This window comes from Psychrobacillus sp. FSL H8-0483 (assembly GCF_038637725.1).
GTDB lineage: Bacteria > Bacillota > Bacilli > Bacillales_A > Planococcaceae > Psychrobacillus.
In genome coordinates, this window is the sequence record NZ_CP152052.1 from 52,052 (window position 1) to 69,023 (window position 16,972).

The following is a 16,972-nucleotide window of genomic DNA, read 5'->3' on the forward strand; positions in this document are numbered from 1 at the left end:
GTTAAGTTTTTAATAAAATATTCGTGATTTGAGGTGATTATATGAAATGGAAAAGAAGTGAACGGCTTGTAGACATGACTCACTATCTAATTGAACACCCTCATAAATTAATTTCTTTAACGTTCTTTGCTTCATTGTATGAATCAGCTAAGTCTTCTATTAGTGAAGATTTAACTATTGTAAAAGAAACGTTTGAAGAAAGAGGTAGAGGTTTACTTGTAACTGTGCCTGGAGCAGCAGGTGGCGTAAAATTTATACCTACAATGACTGATCAAGATGTAAAACAAATTGCTGCAGATTTAATCGAACAGCTTTCCAAAGTAGAGCGCCTGTTACCTGGTGGCTACTTATATATGACGGACTTGTTGGGGAACCCGTCTCTTATGAATAAGGTCGGTAAAGTTTTTGCCTCAGCTTTTGCTAATGAAAAAATAGATGCAATTATGACGGTTGCCACAAAAGGTATTCCTATTGCACATGCCATAGCTAGACATTTAAATGTACCAGTCGTAGTTGTTCGTAGAGATAGCAAAGTGACAGAAGGTCCAACAGTAAGTATTAATTATGTTTCTGGATCTGCAAGACGTATTCAAACAATGGTTCTTTCCAAAAGAAGTATGGAAAAAGGGCAGCGAGTATTAGTCACCGATGACTTTATGAAAGTCGGAGGTACGATTAATGGGATGAAGAGTTTACTAGAAGAATTTAATTGTGAGCTTGCAGGCATTGCTGTATTAGTAGAGGCAGAGCATGAAGGTGAACAGTTAGTAGACGATTATTTATCTCTTGTAAAACTTCATGAAGTCAATGAAAAAGATGGCACAATAGCATTAACTGAAGGAAATTATTTTGAGAAGGGTGGAAATTTAGATGAAAGCAGTATCAACAACTAATGCACCAGCGGCTATCGGACCTTATGTTCAAGGGGTCATTGTAAATGGAATGTTTTATAGCTCAGGTCAAATTCCATTAACACCTGGAGGAGAAGTAGTAGAAGGTTCTATTACAGAACAAACAGCACAGGTATTTGCTAATCTAGATGCAGTACTGACGGAAGCAGGTTCTTCCTTATCAAAAGTAGTAAAGACATTAGTCTTTTTAAAAGACATGAACGATTTTGTTGAATTTAACGAAGCATATGAAAAACATTTTGAGGGGCACAAACCAGCGCGTTCTGCAGTAGAGGTTGCTCGACTACCGAAAGATGTAAAAGTAGAAATAGAAGTAATAGCAATTATATAAGATAAAAAGTATGTTTTCTTCGGAAAGCATGCTTTTTTTTTGAAAGAATAAGAAAGTATATAATTTTCCATTCCATAAATCCAGTGTTCAGATATTTTGGAGAAAAAATCGATTCAATACTACTGTTGATTCCCGTTACAGGCGGACGCTTTCCGCGGGGTGAGCGATGAACCATCACCGCCGCTACGCGTCCGTTGTGATGGTTCATCTGTCTCACTCATCCCGCTGGAGTCGCCGCCTTTCACTACAATCAAGTAAATGTTTTCAAATCAATCATAAAAGAAAGGACAACTAAAAGATTTGGGAAGTATATAGTTTTGGAGTGCATAAAGTTACTGGTGCTTTGAACGATAGGAAAATGCAGTGGATTGTATACAAGGTAAGGTAGAGGGGGATGGACCTGTTAGCAAACAAGAATCTTTAAGAAGAGCATTTCTGCTAATTTTCTTCTACTGGTAAAAGAGTATATGACCTAAAAATAGTTAGGATCTATTATATAGAGGAGCACTAGAGCCCCCGAAATTGCATCTTCGGGGGCTTTCAACATGAGTAAGATAGAATCTATTCACTCATTATCTAAAAAGATCTTAACCTTATTCGTACTGTTGAAGAAGGGCGACGGACGGACAAACGGCATAAGATTACCGAGAAAATAGAGGCTGGTCGTGACGTCAGTCACGACCAGCCTCTATTAAAAATCAATCGGTAATGATAGAGCAATAAGTCTGTCCAAAGACCTCCGAAAACGATACAAAGTTTTAAAGATTTTGGAAATGAAAGAATTGGCTAGTTCCTTTTTATAAAGTAAGCAGTAAAAGATGCACTTAGCCCTGGGTAATGATGTAGTGATCATTTCGTCAAAAGCAAATCAAAAACGTACAAGTGCAAAATGGGATCCTTGCACATTTCTTGTAAAATTTTAATGGTGTAAATTGGATAATCAACAGCCGTGATGAAATATTACAGGATTCTAAGAATACGTATTTTAATACTTTTGTTTTACAATATTAAAAATATTCGTAAATAAAGAAGGACATTTTAAATTTTTGTGGAATAGTAAATAAGATGGATTTTTGTAATTTGAAAAAAGGGGTGGTGAAGAAATGGAAGTAACTGACGTGAGATTACGCAAAGTACTGACAGATGGCCGTATGAGGGCTATCGCTTCCATTACACTGGACAACGAATTTGTTGTACATGATATACGAGTAATTGATGGAAATGATGGATTATTTGTTGCGATGCCGAGTAAGAGAACTCCTGAAGGCGAATTTCGTGACATTGCACATCCGATAAATTCTGGAACCCGCTCAAAAATTCAAGAAGCGGTATTATATGCTTATCATCTAAGTGATGATGTAGAAGAAGAAAGATTAAAAGAAGCAAGCATATAATAGTATAATTACAAAACAAAACCATTTCTATGATAGAGATGGTTTTTTTGTGCAGTAAAGTTGTCTATATTACTTGTTTTGTAATGTATTTGTCAAGAGATATTTCCTTGAAAAATCGCTTCATTTCGGCTATAGTCAAAAGAGGAAATTAGCCCACTGGAGGGAAAACGGAAAATGACAAATACTTACGCGGTCGTATTAGCTGCTGGTAAGGGAACTCGTATGAAGTCTAGTCTATATAAAGTATTACATCCTGTTTGTGGAAAGCCTATGGTAGAACACGTTGTAGAAAACATGGAGAAGCTAGGTGTTGAAAAAATTGTCACGATCGTAGGCCACGGTGCAGAAACTGTTCAAAGTCAGTTAGGGAATAGAAGTGAATATGCTCTACAAGTAGAGCAACTAGGAACTGCCCATGCCGTATTACAGGCTGAGCCAGCACTTGCAACTCTTTCAGGTACAACGATTGTTATATGTGGTGATACACCACTTATAACCGTAGAAACGATGAATAATCTATTAAATCATCACAAACAGACTGGTGCTAAAGCAACCATCTTAACTGCAATTGCGGATAATCCAACTGGTTATGGGAGAATTATTCGATCGGAAGATGGAAATGTTAAAAGCATTGTAGAACAAAAAGATGCATCACAAGAAGAACTGCTTGTAAATGAGATTAACTCTGGAACGTATTGTTTTGATAACGAAGCTTTGTTTAAATCTATAAAGTTAGTTAAAAATGAAAACGCTCAAGGTGAATATTATTTACCGGATGTAATCGAGATTTTACAAAAAGAAGGCGAAGTAATTTCAGCCTTTGCTGCAAATGAATTTGAAGAATCACTAGGGATAAATGATCGTATAGCATTATCTCAAGCAGAACAAATTATGCGTTCTCGTATTGCACATCATCATATGCGTGAAGGCGTAACGATTATAGATCCTCAAAATACATACATTAGTAGCGAGGCCATTATTGGTCCTGACACGGTTCTTCAGCCTGGAGTAATCATCGAAGGTAAAACTACTATTGGAGAAAACTGCACGATAGGTCCAAACAGCCATATTGTTTCAAGTGTAATTGGAAATGGAACAACTATCCATTCATCTGTCGTTTTATCTAGCGAAGTGGGAGATCACACAGCTATTGGTCCATTTGCGCATATTCGACCAAAGTCAGAGGTTGGCAATGATGTAAAAATCGGAAACTTTGTCGAAGTAAAAAAATCGACAGTAGGGAACGGAAGTAAAATTTCTCATTTAAGTTATATGGGGGATGCATCCATTGGTTCGAATGTAAACGTTGGATGTGGAGCGATTACTGTAAACTATGATGGAGAAAATAAGTTTGTAACAACGATTGAAGACGATGCTTTTGTTGGCTGTAACTCCAATTTAATAGCACCAGTTACGATTGGCAGTAGAGCATATGTTGCTGCAGGTTCTACTATTACAAAAGATGTACCTGGAGAAGCACTTGCAATAGGCCGTGTTCGACAGGAGAATAAAGAAGGCTACGTAAACAAACAAAAACTAAAATAACCCACAACTCAGGAGGATTACCATGCCAGAACAATATGCAAACTCAAAATTGAAAATATTTACTCTTAATTCTAATAGAGAATTAGCAGAAGAAATCGCAAAAGAAGTAGGAGTACCTCTAGGTAAAAGTACAGTTACTAGATTTAGTGATGGTGAAGTACAGATCAATATCGAGGAAAGTATTCGTGGATGCGATGTATTCATTGTTCAATCAACTTCAGGCCCTGTAAACGAACATCTTATGGAATTATTAATAATGCTTGATGCACTAAAACGTGCCTCAGCTCGTACAATTAGTGTAGTAATCCCTTACTACGGATATGCACGTCAGGACAGAAAAGCACGTGCTCGTGAGCCAATCACAGCTAAACTTGTAGCAGATTTATTAACAACTGCAGGCGCAACTCGTGCGATCGTACTTGATCTACATGCTCCACAAATTCAAGGATTCTTTAATATTCCAATAGATCATTTAGTGGCAGCTCCAATTTTATCTGATTACTTCTTAGGTAAGAACTTTGATCCGGCAGAATTGGTTATCGTATCCCCTGACCACGGTGGTGTAACTCGTGCTCGTAAAATGGCAGATCGTCTAAAAGCTCCAATTGCAATTATTGATAAACGTCGTCCGCGTCCAAACGTGGCAGAGGTTATGAATATCGTAGGTAATGTAGAAGGTAAAACAGCTATATTAATTGATGACATTATTGATACTGCTGGCACCATTTCTATTGCAGCAGCAGCACTTATGGAAAGTGGCGCAAAAGAAGTATACGCTTGCTGCACACACCCAGTATTATCTGGACCAGCAATTGAACGTATTGATAATTCTGTTATAAAAGAATTAGTCATTACTAACTCTATTCAATTAGCTGAAGATAAAACTTCTCCAAAAATCAAAGAATTGTCTGTTGCAAAATTGTTAGGTGATGCAATTGTACGAGTTTTCGAAGAGAAATCTGTAAGTACATTATTTGATTGATCCTATAACGTTTGAAACGTCCTCCAAATGGGTATATATCTAAATAGGATAAGAACTTATTGGAGGATGAAAATAGATGAGCACATTAGTTAAAACTCAAAAGCGTGAACATAAAGATAATGCGAAGTTACGAAAAAGTGGTTTCATCCCAGCGGTAGTTTATGGATTTGAATTGGAAACACAATCGATTGCCTTAAATGAAAAAGATCTATCCAAAGCGCTTCGAGAAGTTGGTCGGAATGGTGTCATGAAACTAGAAGTAGACGGTAAACCTGTCAACGTAGTATTAAGTGATTACCAAATGAATATTTTAAAAGGTCAAATAATTCATGCAGACTTTTTAGCGATCAATATGAAGGAAGAACTAGAAGTAAACGTCATAGTGAATATGATTGGTGATTTAGTAGGAGCTTCCGAGGGTGGAATGCTTCAACAACCGAACCGAGAAATTACGATTAAGGTGAAACCTTCTGATATTCCTGAAAGTATTGATGTGGATGTATCGAACATGGTAATTGGTGATACCTTAACAGTCGCAGATATTCGAGCAAAAAAACACTATACAATTGTGAATGAAGATGACTATACACTAGTAACTGTTTCAGCACCTCGCGTCGAAGTGGAAGAAACTGAATCAACCGAAGCTGACGGAGCTGAAGTCACTGAAGAAACAATAACAGAAGAATAATAAATCAAAAGAGGTTGTCCTAAGGCAATCTCTTTTGTTTTGAATATGATAAACTAAAGGAAATACGTATTAAAGGAATGGAATGGAATGAAAATTATTGTAGGTCTTGGAAATCCAGGGAAGCAATTTGAATCGACTAGGCATAATATTGGTTTTCATGTAATAGATGAGCTTTCCAGTCGATTAAATATACCGCTTACACAATCGAAGTTTAATGGGATGTACGGTATTTCTCATGTTGGAACGGAAAAAGTGATGTTATTAAAACCGCTAACATATATGAATTTATCCGGAGAATGTATTGTACCTATGATGGATTATTTTGAGGTTGAAGATGACCAAATAGTTGTTATTTATGATGACCTAGATTTACAAGTAGGAAAACTTCGACTACGTCAAAAGGGAAGCGCTGGTGGTCATAACGGCATAAAATCTATTATTCAGCATCTTGGTACACAAGAATTTAATCGTATTCGTATTGGAGTAGATCGCCCTAAAAACGGGATGAAAGTTCCAGACTACGTTTTATCTAGATTTAGTGATGACGAAAAGACTGAGATGGAGCAAGCGGTGAAAAAAAGTGCAGATGCATGTGAAGATTGGCTTCTGAAAAGTTTTTTAGAAGTAATGAATACATACAATGGTGCATAAAAAATGATGGTAAGGTCTATACTTCCTAAAAAGGGGGTTTTAGTGACCATGCCAATTCGATATAAATGCCGTCATTGTGAAACAGAGATTGGTCAGTTGCCATTCGATTCTATAGACAGTCAATTTTTGCTTAAACATGAAATTAAACCGGATGAACAACATATATATATAGAAAACGGAGCTGATGGAGATTACACAGTACAATGCATTTGTGAGGAGTGTCAGAGCTCCCTTCAAAAGTTCCCAAATTACTATGCTTTGAAAAAATGGATACAGTAAAGATGCTTTGGCACAATTTTGTGCACAAAGCCTTTTTCTGTTTTTTGTTATCATCATAAAATAGGTACTTTCGTTAATTAACTAAGGGTGGGTTGAAATGGAACTTCTAAGCAACTTATTAATCGAAGATACACATATACAAAAGCTAGTGAAAGAATTAGAGAGTGGAAAGGACCAACAATTAATAACAGGTCTCTCTGGAAGTGCTAGAGCTGTTTTTACTAAATTGCTATACAATTCCCTGGAGAAATCCATTCTTATCGTTACACCAAACTTACTTCATGCTCAAAAACTGACAGAGGATTTAGTTAAATTAGTTGGGGAAGATCTAGTGAGACTTTACCCTGCAGATGAGCTTATAGCTGCAGATATATCGATAACTAGTCCAGAGCTTCGGGCACAACGATTAGAAGCGTTAGACCATATGCTGACGAAAAAAAATGGTATTTACATTGTCCCGATTGCAGGTCTTAAGAAACATATGCCGAGTGTGGAGGATTGGAAAGAGAGTACAGTCTCCATTGCAGAGAGCGACGAAATCGTACTGGAAACGTTTCTGCAAAGCCTTGTGAATATGGGGTATGTCCGACAACCAATGGTCACAACACCTGGAGAATTTGCTTTAAGAGGTGGAATTGTTGATATCTATCCACTCTATTTAGAAAACCCGATACGGATTGAGTTGTTTGACACAGAAGTTGACTCTATTCGTACATTTTCTGCGGAGGATCAGCGTTCTTTAGAAAAGCTAAAAGATATTCGTATTTTACCAGCATCTGAATACGTGTTAACGGAAAGTAAAAAAGCATTACTTGCCCACAGACTTGAAGAAGCTTTAGCTGAAAGTTTGAAAAAGGTTAAAATACAAGAGTTAAAAGAGCAATTTTATCAAAATATACAGCAAGATATTGAACTCTTAAAACAAGGTGAGCAACCAAAAGAATTTATGAAGTACGTATCATTGCTTGAGAAAACAAATTTTTTAGGTCACTATTTTAATAAAAGCGGTTTGGTATTATTTGATGAGCTAGGAAGAATTCAAGAAGTAACAGAAACGTTAGAAAGAGAAGAAAACGATTGGTTTTTGTCTTTGTTAGAAGAAGGAAAAACAGTTCATAATGTAAAGCCGTCCTTTAACTTAAAAGAAATTTTGCAGATGCTTCCCAATGAGAAACTATACTTTTCCTTGTTTTCACGTACATTCTCAGGAATAACTATTAAGAAAAATATGAGCATCTCTTGTAAACCAATGCAAAACTTCCACGGACAAATTCATTTGTTAAAAAATGAAGTGGAACGATTTTTACAAGGAAAGTTCCGTGTTCTAATTCTTGCAGATGGAAAAGATCGTGTACAGAAGGTTCATAATGTTTTAGAAGATTATGAAATAGTTTCAAAGATTGGGGCCACTGTAGAGGATTTACAAAACCCTGGAATTTATATTGTAGAAGGTGATTTAGAAGCTGGGTTTGAATTGCCTCTCCAACGAATTGCAGTAATAACAGATGCTGAATTATTTAAACAAAGGCATAAGAAAAAAGCAAGAACGCAAAAAGTAACTAACGCAGAACGCATTAAAAGTTATTCGGAAATAAAACCAGGAGATAATGTTGTACATATACACCATGGGATAGGGAAATATATCGGAATAGAAACACTTCTAGTTAACGGAATTCATAAAGATTATTTGCATATACGTTATCGTGGTGAAGATAAATTATTTGTTCCAGTGGATCAAATTGATCTTATACAAAAATATGTCGCTTCTGGAGAGAAGGATCCAAAGCTCCATAAATTAGGTGGAGCGGATTGGAAAAAAACTAAAACGAAGGTATCTGCTGCTGTTCAAGATATTGCAGATGAGTTACTGAAGCTTTATGCAAAACGTGAGGCAGAGGTAGGATATGCATTTGAACCAGATGGGGAAATGCAGCAATTATTTGAAGCGGCCTTTCCGTATGAGGAAACAGAAGACCAGCTTCGTTCTATTCAAGAAGTCAAACAAGATATGGAAAAAGCCCGTCCGATGGATCGCCTCATTTGTGGAGACGTAGGATATGGAAAAACAGAGGTAGCTATTCGCGCTGCGTTTAAAGCTGTAATGGAAGGTAAACAAGTAGCATTTTTATGTCCAACGACAATTCTCGCCCAACAACATTACGAGACCATGTTGGAGCGTTTTCAGGATTTCCCGATTAAAGTTGGTTTACTTAGTCGTTTTCGTACGAAAAAACAACAAACCGAAACGACTAGTGGCTTAAAAAAGGGCTTAGTAGATGTAGCAGTGGGAACACATCGCATACTATCGAAAGACGTTGAATATCATGATCTAGGGCTCCTAGTTGTGGATGAAGAGCAACGATTTGGAGTAAAACATAAAGAGAAAATTAAACAATTAAAAACAAATGTAGATGTGATGACTCTTACAGCAACACCAATTCCACGAACATTACATATGTCGATGATTGGTGTTCGTGATCTATCTGTTATTGAGACACCTCCCAAAAATCGTTTTCCAGTTCAAACTTATGTGATGGAATATAACGGTTCTCTTGTTCGAGAGGCAATCGAAAGAGAGCTTGCTAGGGGAGGACAGGCGTTTTATTTATACAACAGAGTGGAAGACATTACGCGTAAAGTGGATGAAATTCAAATGCTTGTGCCAAGTGCGCGGGTAGGATTTGCACATGGACAAATGTCTGAAACAGAGCTAGAATCCGTCATAATTAGTTTTTTAGAAGGAGAATACGATGTTTTAGTAACGACAACCATAATTGAAACAGGAATTGATATCCCTAACGTAAATACGCTTATCATACATGATGCAGATAAAATGGGATTGTCTCAGCTTTATCAGTTACGAGGGCGTGTTGGACGGTCAAACCGTGTTGCATATGCGTATTTAATGCATCAAAGAGATAAAGTTCTCACAGACGTTGCGGAAAAAAGATTGCAAGCAATTAAAGAATTTACAGAGCTGGGATCTGGATTTAAAATTGCCATGCGAGATTTATCTATCCGTGGGGCAGGAAACCTGTTAGGTTCGCAGCAGCATGGGTTCATAGACTCTGTTGGCTTTGACTTATACACACAAATGCTGGAAGATGCAATTGAAGAAAAACGTACCGGAGTTAAAAAAGAAGATATAGCTGATATGGAAATTGTATTAAGTACAGATGCATATATTTCAGATGAATATATACCAGATGGATACCAAAAGATTCAGATGTATAAACGTGTGAAAGCAATGGAAAAGGAAGAAGAATACTTTGATCTTATAGATGAATTACAGGATCGTTTTGGTGATTTGCCTCTTGAAGCAGAAAAGTTACTGCGTATTGCCAGAATGAAAGTTTGGGGTAAAGCTGTTGGCGTGGAATCAATTAAAGAAGCAAATAAAATTGTTTCCATTCGTTTAAATGGAGAAGGAACAAAAAATATAAACGGTGCAATGCTTGTAGAGGAATCGATGAAATATGGCCGCGCAGTTGGATTTAATATGAACAATGCAAACTTAGTGATTACAATAGATGAACGTAAGGCAGGTAGATTTAATTCATTTGATATATTAGAGGATATGATGATGTTATTGCCTAAGGCAAAAAAAGAAATAGATGAAGTAGAATAGTACTTTGCATATTTTGATGGCATGTGATACATACTATGGCAGAAATGAACTTTAGTTCCCAATCTGTCGAAAGTGAGGCACATTACATGAAAGCAACAGGCATCGTACGTCGTATTGATGATTTAGGAAGAGTGGTTATTCCCAAAGAAATTCGTCGAACACTTCGCATCCGAGAAGGAGATCCTCTGGAAATTTTTACGGATAGAGAAGGAGAAATAATATTAAAGAAATACTCACCGATTAATGAGCTTGGAGATTTTGCAAAAGAATACGCGGAGACTCTTTACGAGACGTTAGGAACACCAGTATTAATAAGTGACCGGGACGAAATGATTGCAGCAGCAGGCCTGTCTAAAAAGGATTATTTGAAACGTAGGATAAGTCCTGATGTAGAAGACATTGTAAATAAGCGTACCATTGTTATGGAAAAACATGAAAACTCTGTAGAATGGGTACCTGGTGTTTTTGAAACAGTCAAATCTTATTGTATTGCACCCATTATCGCGTCTGGAGATCCGATAGGAGCAATCTTTATCATTTCCAAAGTGCACTATATTGGGGAAGCGGAATTAAAAGCAATTGAAACAGCTGCAAATTTTTTAGCAAAACAAATGGAGAATTAAAAAAACCTTCCTCTTTATACAAGAGGAAGGCTTTTTTGTATATAATAGTGCTATTGCTGGATGGAAGAAGGATTTTATGATGAGTAATGAATGGAATATGAAAACATATATGAAGGGAGCGGCAATGCTGACTGTTGCAGCAATCATTGTAAAGCTGCTAAGCGCTGTTTACCGTATACCTTTTCAAAATTTAGTAGGCGATGAAGGTTTTTATATTTACCAACAAGTGTATCCGTTCATTGCTATTATTACTACATGGACTTCTTACGGGTTTGCAGTTGCGTTATCTAAAATTTTATCAGACTATAAAGCATCAGGTAGAGCGTATGCCATTCCAAAAGTTAGACAAATAGCTTTTTACTATATTGGGATAACATCTATTTTATGTTTTCTTTTTTTATTCTTTGGTGCGGATTCTATAGCAAATGCAATGGGAGATATACATTTAGCTCAATTATTAAAAGCAGGGTCCTACGTGATTTTATTAATGCCTATCCTTGCTGTTTTAAAAGGAGAATTCCAATCCGAAGGGCGTATGGAATCAGTTGCCTATGCCCAAATAGTAGAGCAGGCTGTACGCGTATCCGTCATTTTATTGGGCACATGGATTGTTGTGTCAAATACTTTAGATCTATACAAGGCAGGTAGTATGGCGATGTATGGAGCGGTAGCAGGTGAACTAGCTGGGGTTTTATTTTTATCCTTTGCTTATTGGAAAACAGTTAGACACAAGACCATGGATAACAAAAGCCAACCCGTGCAGTTATGGCCAGTTGTGAAAGATTTGACACTGATTAGCATCGGTGCCAGTATCAGTGCCTTGTTATTTTTATTATTGCAGCTCGTCGACTCATTTACTGTTTTTCAATTACTTCTTGAAAGCGGTATGCAAAAGCAGCAAGCGATGGAGAAGAAAGGAATTTATGATCGAGGCCAACCACTTGTACAACTAGGAATAGTAATTGCCTCTACACTATCTTTAGCGATTGTACCCCTTGTCGCACATCGAATGAACAAAGAAAAAGGGCGAACAGCTATACCATTCATGCAGCTTACCTATCGAGTTGCTTTTACATTTGGAATTGCTGCCACATTGGGTCTTATCGTAGTACTACCATATGTAAATGAAATGCTTTTCCAAACGAGAGATGAATCTATTACATTAATGGTATTTTCCTTTCAGATTATATGGATGTCATTAATTCTTACATTAATGGCAATGTTGCAAGGAAGTGGTAAGGTGGGTATGCCTACATTGTTTTTACTACTTGGAGTATGCAGTAAGTGGCTATTAAATGGTATGCTTATACCATCTTATGGCGTATTAGGTGCAGCTATATCTGGAAATATTAGTTTAGCAATCGTGTTCGTTCTGATGTTTTATTACTTTAAAAAGAGTTGGAAAATAAGTTTTGGTTCTTTTTCGTTTTATAAAGGTATTGCTATTTCTTCAATAATGATGATTGTTTGTGTAGGTGCATATGTATACGTGGCAGATGCCTTTTTGTTTGCTCGTTTATCGAGTCGAATTCAGTCAGTCGTTATATCGTTAAGTGCAGTTCTTTTAGGAGCGTGGATATTTCTAGTAATATTGGCAAAAAGGCGTGTCATTGCGGAAAAAGAGTGGTTTTTATTGCCGTTCGGAAGAAGAATGGCTACCTTTCAGCTTTGGTTGAATAAAGAAAAGTAAGGTTGTGAGTAGATGAATGAAATAACAATTATTGGCCTTGGAGCAAGTGATTTAGATCAGTTACCTCTGGGAATATATAAAAAACTAAAAACAGCAGAGCATCTTTATGTCCGTACGGAGCAACATCCTGTTTTGCAGGAATTAAAAGCAGAAGGCCTTACATGGACAAGCTTTGATGGTATATATGAAAAGAATGAACAATTTGAAGGGGTTTATGAAGAAATTGTGGACGAGCTTCTTCAATTGGCAAAGGATAATCCAGTTATATACGCAGTGCCGGGCCATCCCTTAGTAGCAGAACAAACTGTTCAGTTATTAGTTGAAGCCGAGCGACAAGGAAAAGTAATAATTCGAATTGAAGGTGGACAAAGCTTTCTGGACCCTATATTTGCAGCCTTGCGAATTGATCCCATTGAAGGATTTCAGTTATTAGACGGAACGAGTTTAAAGCGTGATGATATTCAAATGGGTTCCCATGTATTAATAGGTCAAGTCTATGATGCCTTTAGTGCCTCAGAAGTAAAACTAACTCTGATGGAAAAGTACCCAGATGAATATGAAGTAACGATTGTTACCGCTGCTGGCTCTTCCCAAGAAAAATTAACTAAGGTGCCGTTATACGAGTTAGATCGAGTAATGAAATTAGATAATTTAACAACATTATATGTTCCACCAATACTTGCGCAAGAAAATAGATTGAAGGAGTGGCAAACACTTAGACAGATTGTAGCTGATTTACGTGGCCCTAACGGCTGTCCATGGGATAGGGAGCAAACACATGACTCTCTAAAGAAATATGCAGTAGAAGAGGTATATGAGCTTCTCCAGGCCATCGATGAAGAAGATGATGAGCACATCGTCGAAGAACTAGGAGATGTACTTCTCCAAGTGTTTTTACATGCGCAAATAGGCGAAGATAATGGCTACTTTAGTTTAGAAGATATTCTAGCAGTGATTTCAGATAAAATGATTCGAAGACATCCACATGTTTTTGGAGATGTAGTAGCAAATAATTCAGAGGATGTTCTTCGCAACTGGCAACAGATTAAAGCGGAAGAGCAAAAAAAGATTACGGAGTCTTTATTAGATGGAGAAATGAGAACGGATTCTTCTTTGTTAACCTCTTATAATTATCAAAAGAAAGTTGCAAAAGTTGGGTTTGATTGGCCAGTTGTGTCTGGAGCTTGGGAAAAGTTTGAGGAAGAGCTAGATGAGTGGAAAAAAGAGCTGGAAGTTGGTACAAAGGATACGCAAGTAGATGAGCTGGGAGATTTGTTATTTACAGTTGTCAATTTAGCGCGCTTTTACGGACTATCTCCAGAGCTAGCAATGATGCAAGCTAACGAAAAGTTTAAAAGAAGATTCCAATTTATTGAGTTGCGTGTAAAAGAAGGAAAAGGCGATTTTTCCAGCTATAATTTAGAAGAACTCGATGGATTTTGGAAAGAAGCCAAAAAATTAGAGAGGTAGTGTCTTTATGAGATTAGATAAGTTTTTAAAAGTTTCCAGATTGATCAAACGTAGAACATTAGCAAAAGAAGTAGCAGACCAAGGAAGAATTACAATTAACGGAAAAGTAGTGAAAGCAAGTTCTGTTGTAAAAGTAGGAGATGAGTTGTCTATCCGCTTTGGACAAAAAGTGGTGACAGCTATGGTCGATGCTATTAAAGATTCTGCGAAAAAAGAAGATGCAGCTTCAATGTTTACTATTACAAAAGAAGAGCGACTAGAAAAAGTAGATCCAGAATTTATCGATGATGAAGACTAAGAATTGTATGATACTAGTTTAAAGTTGGATCAATATTTATTGAGAAAAAAGCATGGCAGTTGTCATGCTTTTTTTTTATGTGCATACAATGAAAATAGGACAAGGAGAGGAGAGATTATATGCAATATCAAGCAGAAAACCAAACAATTACAATTCCATCGGGGGATCACTTAATTTCCTTAAGAAATCGCAAAAGAATGGACTTAACATCTGTAAAATCAATTGAACGATTCGATCAACAAGAATTTTACGTAAGAACGTCTCAAGGTATTCTTCACATTAAAGGAGACGATTTGAAAATTGTCCATTTAGATGTTGATAAAGGGCTTCTTACTTTAGAAGGAATTGTTCGAGTAATGCAATATGATGAGGAGCAGAATTTAGAAGGCGCTAGAGGGTTACTTCATAAACTATTCGGATGACACTCTCTCTACAGTTTTTTAGTTTATTATTAATGACCCTGAGTGGAGTGCTAGTTGGTGCTATAATCGAAGGGACGCGCTTTATAACGGATAATTTTCCGCGGCGTTCCTTGATTTTTAAATATCGTATTGCTTTAGAAATTTTAGTATGGATATTACTTGGAATAGGAACTTTTTATATCCTTTTTAATGTGCGTGATGGAATATGGCGAATATATGACCCGCTTGCACAAATAGTAGGAATTCTATTGTATGAGCAGTTTTTTCAGCCCGTATTTCGGCTAGCTGGAAGAATCTTTTTGCGTTTAATCGTACAACCAATATGGTTTATCTTACGATTAATAGTAACGATCCTACGTAAAATTGTGAATTTTATCCTACTGATTATAGGGGTACTCCTAAAACCTTTTCGTTTTCTCTATCAAAAAATATGGCATTTGGCCCTTCAGAAAAAACCAAACCTACGTTATAATAAAAAGTACACTAAAAAATTGAAATAGTTTGATAGGAGAGGGCGACATGAGGCAGAAACAAAAAAACATACCCATAGAGAGACAAGTTGCATCCATTAATACGGATTATGTTCGTTCTGTCCAACGTCAAGTAACACATAAAAAGTCAAAAAAAATACGCTTATTTAAAAGGTTAAGTATATTTGGAGTTCTATCCGTTATTATTATAGGATTTTTCGTTTCGACCTTAATAAACAGTAAAAGTACTTTAGAAGAAAAAAAGCTACAAAAAGAGCAAGTGACAGAAGAACTTGCAAAAGTGCAAGAAGAGCAAGAAATACTAAAACTGCAAATTTCCAAGTTAAACGATGACGAGTACATTGGAAAATTATTAAGAAAAGAATATTTCCTTTCAGAAGAAGGGGAAATTATTTTTACTTTGCCCGATAAAGAGGAAAAATAATTTTAAAAAAACGATCCGTAAAAGAGTAGTCTTATTGACACTCTTTTTTTGTTAGCTATAATAAAGGTAGAGTCTGTATTAAATAAATACAAATTCGTTTTAAGAGTCGCTTAAAATTTAAGGAGGAGCATTTTTTTTATGTCAATTGAAGTAGGCAGCAAGGTACAAGGTAAAGTAACAGGAATCACTAACTTCGGAGCGTTCGTCGAGCTACCAGGAGGCTCAACAGGTCTGGTTCACATTAGCGAAGTTGCGGATAATTATGTGAAAGATATTAATGAGCATTTGAAGGTTGGAGATGTTGTTGAAGTAAAAGTGATGAATGTTGAAGCGGATGGCAAAATCGGATTATCTATTCGTAAAGCAAAGCCTCAAGCGGAAAGACCGGAGAGACCAGAACGTCCTCAGCGTCCACGTAACAACAATCGCCCAAATGATCGTGATCGTCCAGGCAAAGAGAATTTTGAGCAAAAAATGGCACGATTCTTAAAGGATAGTGAAGATCGTTTGTCTACGTTAAAGCGTGCAACTGAATCTAAGCGCGGTGGCAGAGGCGCTAAACGAGGATAACATGCTGTCTGTTTTATCGGTAGAAAAAATGTTTAATAGATGAAAGGTGTTCAGCTTTGCTGACGCCTTTTTTTGTACAATTTATTAGACTTAACAAGTAGCGGGAGGGTAATTTATGAGCAAAGAGGACATTCTAACATCACACAAAGATTATTTAGACTGGGTGGATTCACTTTTTACGCTAAGCGAAGAGACAGCGAACATCCCTTATAAAGAAGGTAAGTGGTCACCACATGAAATTATCATGCATTTAGCAGAATGGGATCGATTTACGTTAAATGAGCGTATACCTTTGATGAAAGAAGGTGAAAAGCTTGAGGCGTTTCCAAATTTTGAGACCTTTAATGCAAAAGCCGCAGCACGTGCTCATGAACAAACATTTACAGAAACCCTTACTTATGCAAAACAACAACGGAAAGCAATTATCGAACAACTTCTACAAATTGATGAAGTAGAGTGGGACAAAGTTTTCTATATAGGAGAGCACCAAATATCTATTCGCAGTTACTTCACTGATTTTATCGTTCATGATAATCATCACAAACAGCAAATCTCCCATAAATAAAAAAGTGATT

General features: G+C 36.7%; 17 protein-coding genes. All 17 read left to right on the forward strand.

The window, feature by feature from the left end; all coding sequences use genetic code 11:
- Positions 1-41 precede the first annotated feature (41 nt).
- The 17 genes from purR to MHB48_RS00330 all read left to right on the forward strand — a co-directional run bounded on the left by purR (position 42) and on the right by MHB48_RS00330 (position 16,962).
- Entirely contained in the window at positions 42-893 is an 852-nt protein-coding gene (gene purR, locus MHB48_RS00250) for a pur operon repressor (protein WP_340916612.1), read from the forward strand.
- On the forward strand, positions 871-1,242 hold the full coding sequence (locus tag MHB48_RS00255) for a RidA family protein (RefSeq protein WP_340916614.1): 372 nt from the start codon (positions 871-873) through the stop codon (positions 1,240-1,242). Before purR ends, MHB48_RS00255 begins: the two co-directional genes overlap by 23 nt.
- A gap of 1,103 nt (positions 1,243-2,345) precedes the next feature.
- A complete protein-coding gene (gene spoVG, locus MHB48_RS00260; protein WP_340916616.1) occupies positions 2,346-2,636 on the forward strand; it encodes a septation regulator SpoVG in 291 nt (96 codons plus the stop codon).
- Between the two features lie 174 nt (positions 2,637-2,810).
- Positions 2,811-4,181, forward strand: a complete 1,371-nt coding sequence (gene glmU, locus MHB48_RS00265; RefSeq protein WP_342599634.1) for a bifunctional UDP-N-acetylglucosamine diphosphorylase/glucosamine-1-phosphate N-acetyltransferase GlmU — start codon at positions 2,811-2,813, stop codon at positions 4,179-4,181.
- 22 nt (positions 4,182-4,203) lie between these two features.
- Positions 4,204-5,163: a ribose-phosphate diphosphokinase gene (locus MHB48_RS00270; protein WP_340916621.1), complete on the forward strand. Its 960-nt coding sequence runs from the start codon at positions 4,204-4,206 to the stop codon at positions 5,161-5,163.
- A gap of 76 nt (positions 5,164-5,239) precedes the next feature.
- Positions 5,240-5,851, forward strand: a complete 612-nt coding sequence (locus MHB48_RS00275; RefSeq protein WP_342599635.1) for a 50S ribosomal protein L25/general stress protein Ctc — start codon at positions 5,240-5,242, stop codon at positions 5,849-5,851.
- An 87-nt stretch (positions 5,852-5,938) separates the two neighbouring features.
- Positions 5,939-6,502: an aminoacyl-tRNA hydrolase gene (gene pth, locus MHB48_RS00280; protein WP_342599636.1), complete on the forward strand. Its 564-nt coding sequence runs from the start codon at positions 5,939-5,941 to the stop codon at positions 6,500-6,502.
- A gap of 48 nt (positions 6,503-6,550) precedes the next feature.
- Positions 6,551-6,781, forward strand: coding sequence for an anti-sigma-F factor Fin (locus MHB48_RS00285; RefSeq protein ID WP_340916627.1), 231 nt, complete (start codon positions 6,551-6,553; stop codon positions 6,779-6,781).
- Positions 6,782-6,878: 97 nt separating this feature from the next.
- A complete protein-coding gene (mfd, locus tag MHB48_RS00290) occupies positions 6,879-10,409 on the forward strand; it encodes a transcription-repair coupling factor (RefSeq protein WP_342599637.1) in 3,531 nt (1,176 codons plus the stop codon).
- Positions 10,410-10,495: 86 nt separating this feature from the next.
- A complete protein-coding gene (gene spoVT / locus MHB48_RS00295) occupies positions 10,496-11,032 on the forward strand; it encodes a stage V sporulation protein T (protein WP_340925064.1) in 537 nt (178 codons plus the stop codon).
- Between the two features lie 76 nt (positions 11,033-11,108).
- Complete coding sequence (locus MHB48_RS00300) at positions 11,109-12,722, forward strand: polysaccharide biosynthesis protein (RefSeq protein WP_342599638.1); 1,614 nt, start codon at positions 11,109-11,111, stop codon at positions 12,720-12,722.
- Positions 12,723-12,734: 12 nt separating this feature from the next.
- Positions 12,735-14,192: a nucleoside triphosphate pyrophosphohydrolase gene (mazG, locus tag MHB48_RS00305; protein ID WP_342599639.1), complete on the forward strand. Its 1,458-nt coding sequence runs from the start codon at positions 12,735-12,737 to the stop codon at positions 14,190-14,192.
- Positions 14,193-14,199: 7 nt separating this feature from the next.
- Positions 14,200-14,490: an RNA-binding S4 domain-containing protein gene (locus MHB48_RS00310; protein WP_340916636.1), complete on the forward strand. Its 291-nt coding sequence runs from the start codon at positions 14,200-14,202 to the stop codon at positions 14,488-14,490.
- A gap of 119 nt (positions 14,491-14,609) precedes the next feature.
- Complete coding sequence (gene yabP, locus MHB48_RS00315; RefSeq protein ID WP_340916640.1) at positions 14,610-14,912, forward strand: sporulation protein YabP; 303 nt, start codon at positions 14,610-14,612, stop codon at positions 14,910-14,912.
- Positions 14,913-15,431: 519 nt separating this feature from the next.
- Positions 15,432-15,827 (forward strand): septum formation initiator family protein, encoded by a 396-nt coding sequence (locus MHB48_RS00320; RefSeq protein ID WP_342599640.1) that lies wholly within the window; start codon positions 15,432-15,434, stop codon positions 15,825-15,827.
- Positions 15,828-15,965: 138 nt separating this feature from the next.
- Entirely contained in the window at positions 15,966-16,397 is a 432-nt protein-coding gene (locus tag MHB48_RS00325; RefSeq protein ID WP_340916646.1) for a S1 domain-containing RNA-binding protein, read from the forward strand.
- Positions 16,398-16,512: 115 nt separating this feature from the next.
- Complete coding sequence (locus MHB48_RS00330; protein ID WP_342599641.1) at positions 16,513-16,962, forward strand: DinB family protein; 450 nt, start codon at positions 16,513-16,515, stop codon at positions 16,960-16,962.
- The last annotated feature ends 10 nt before the right edge of the window (positions 16,963-16,972 follow it).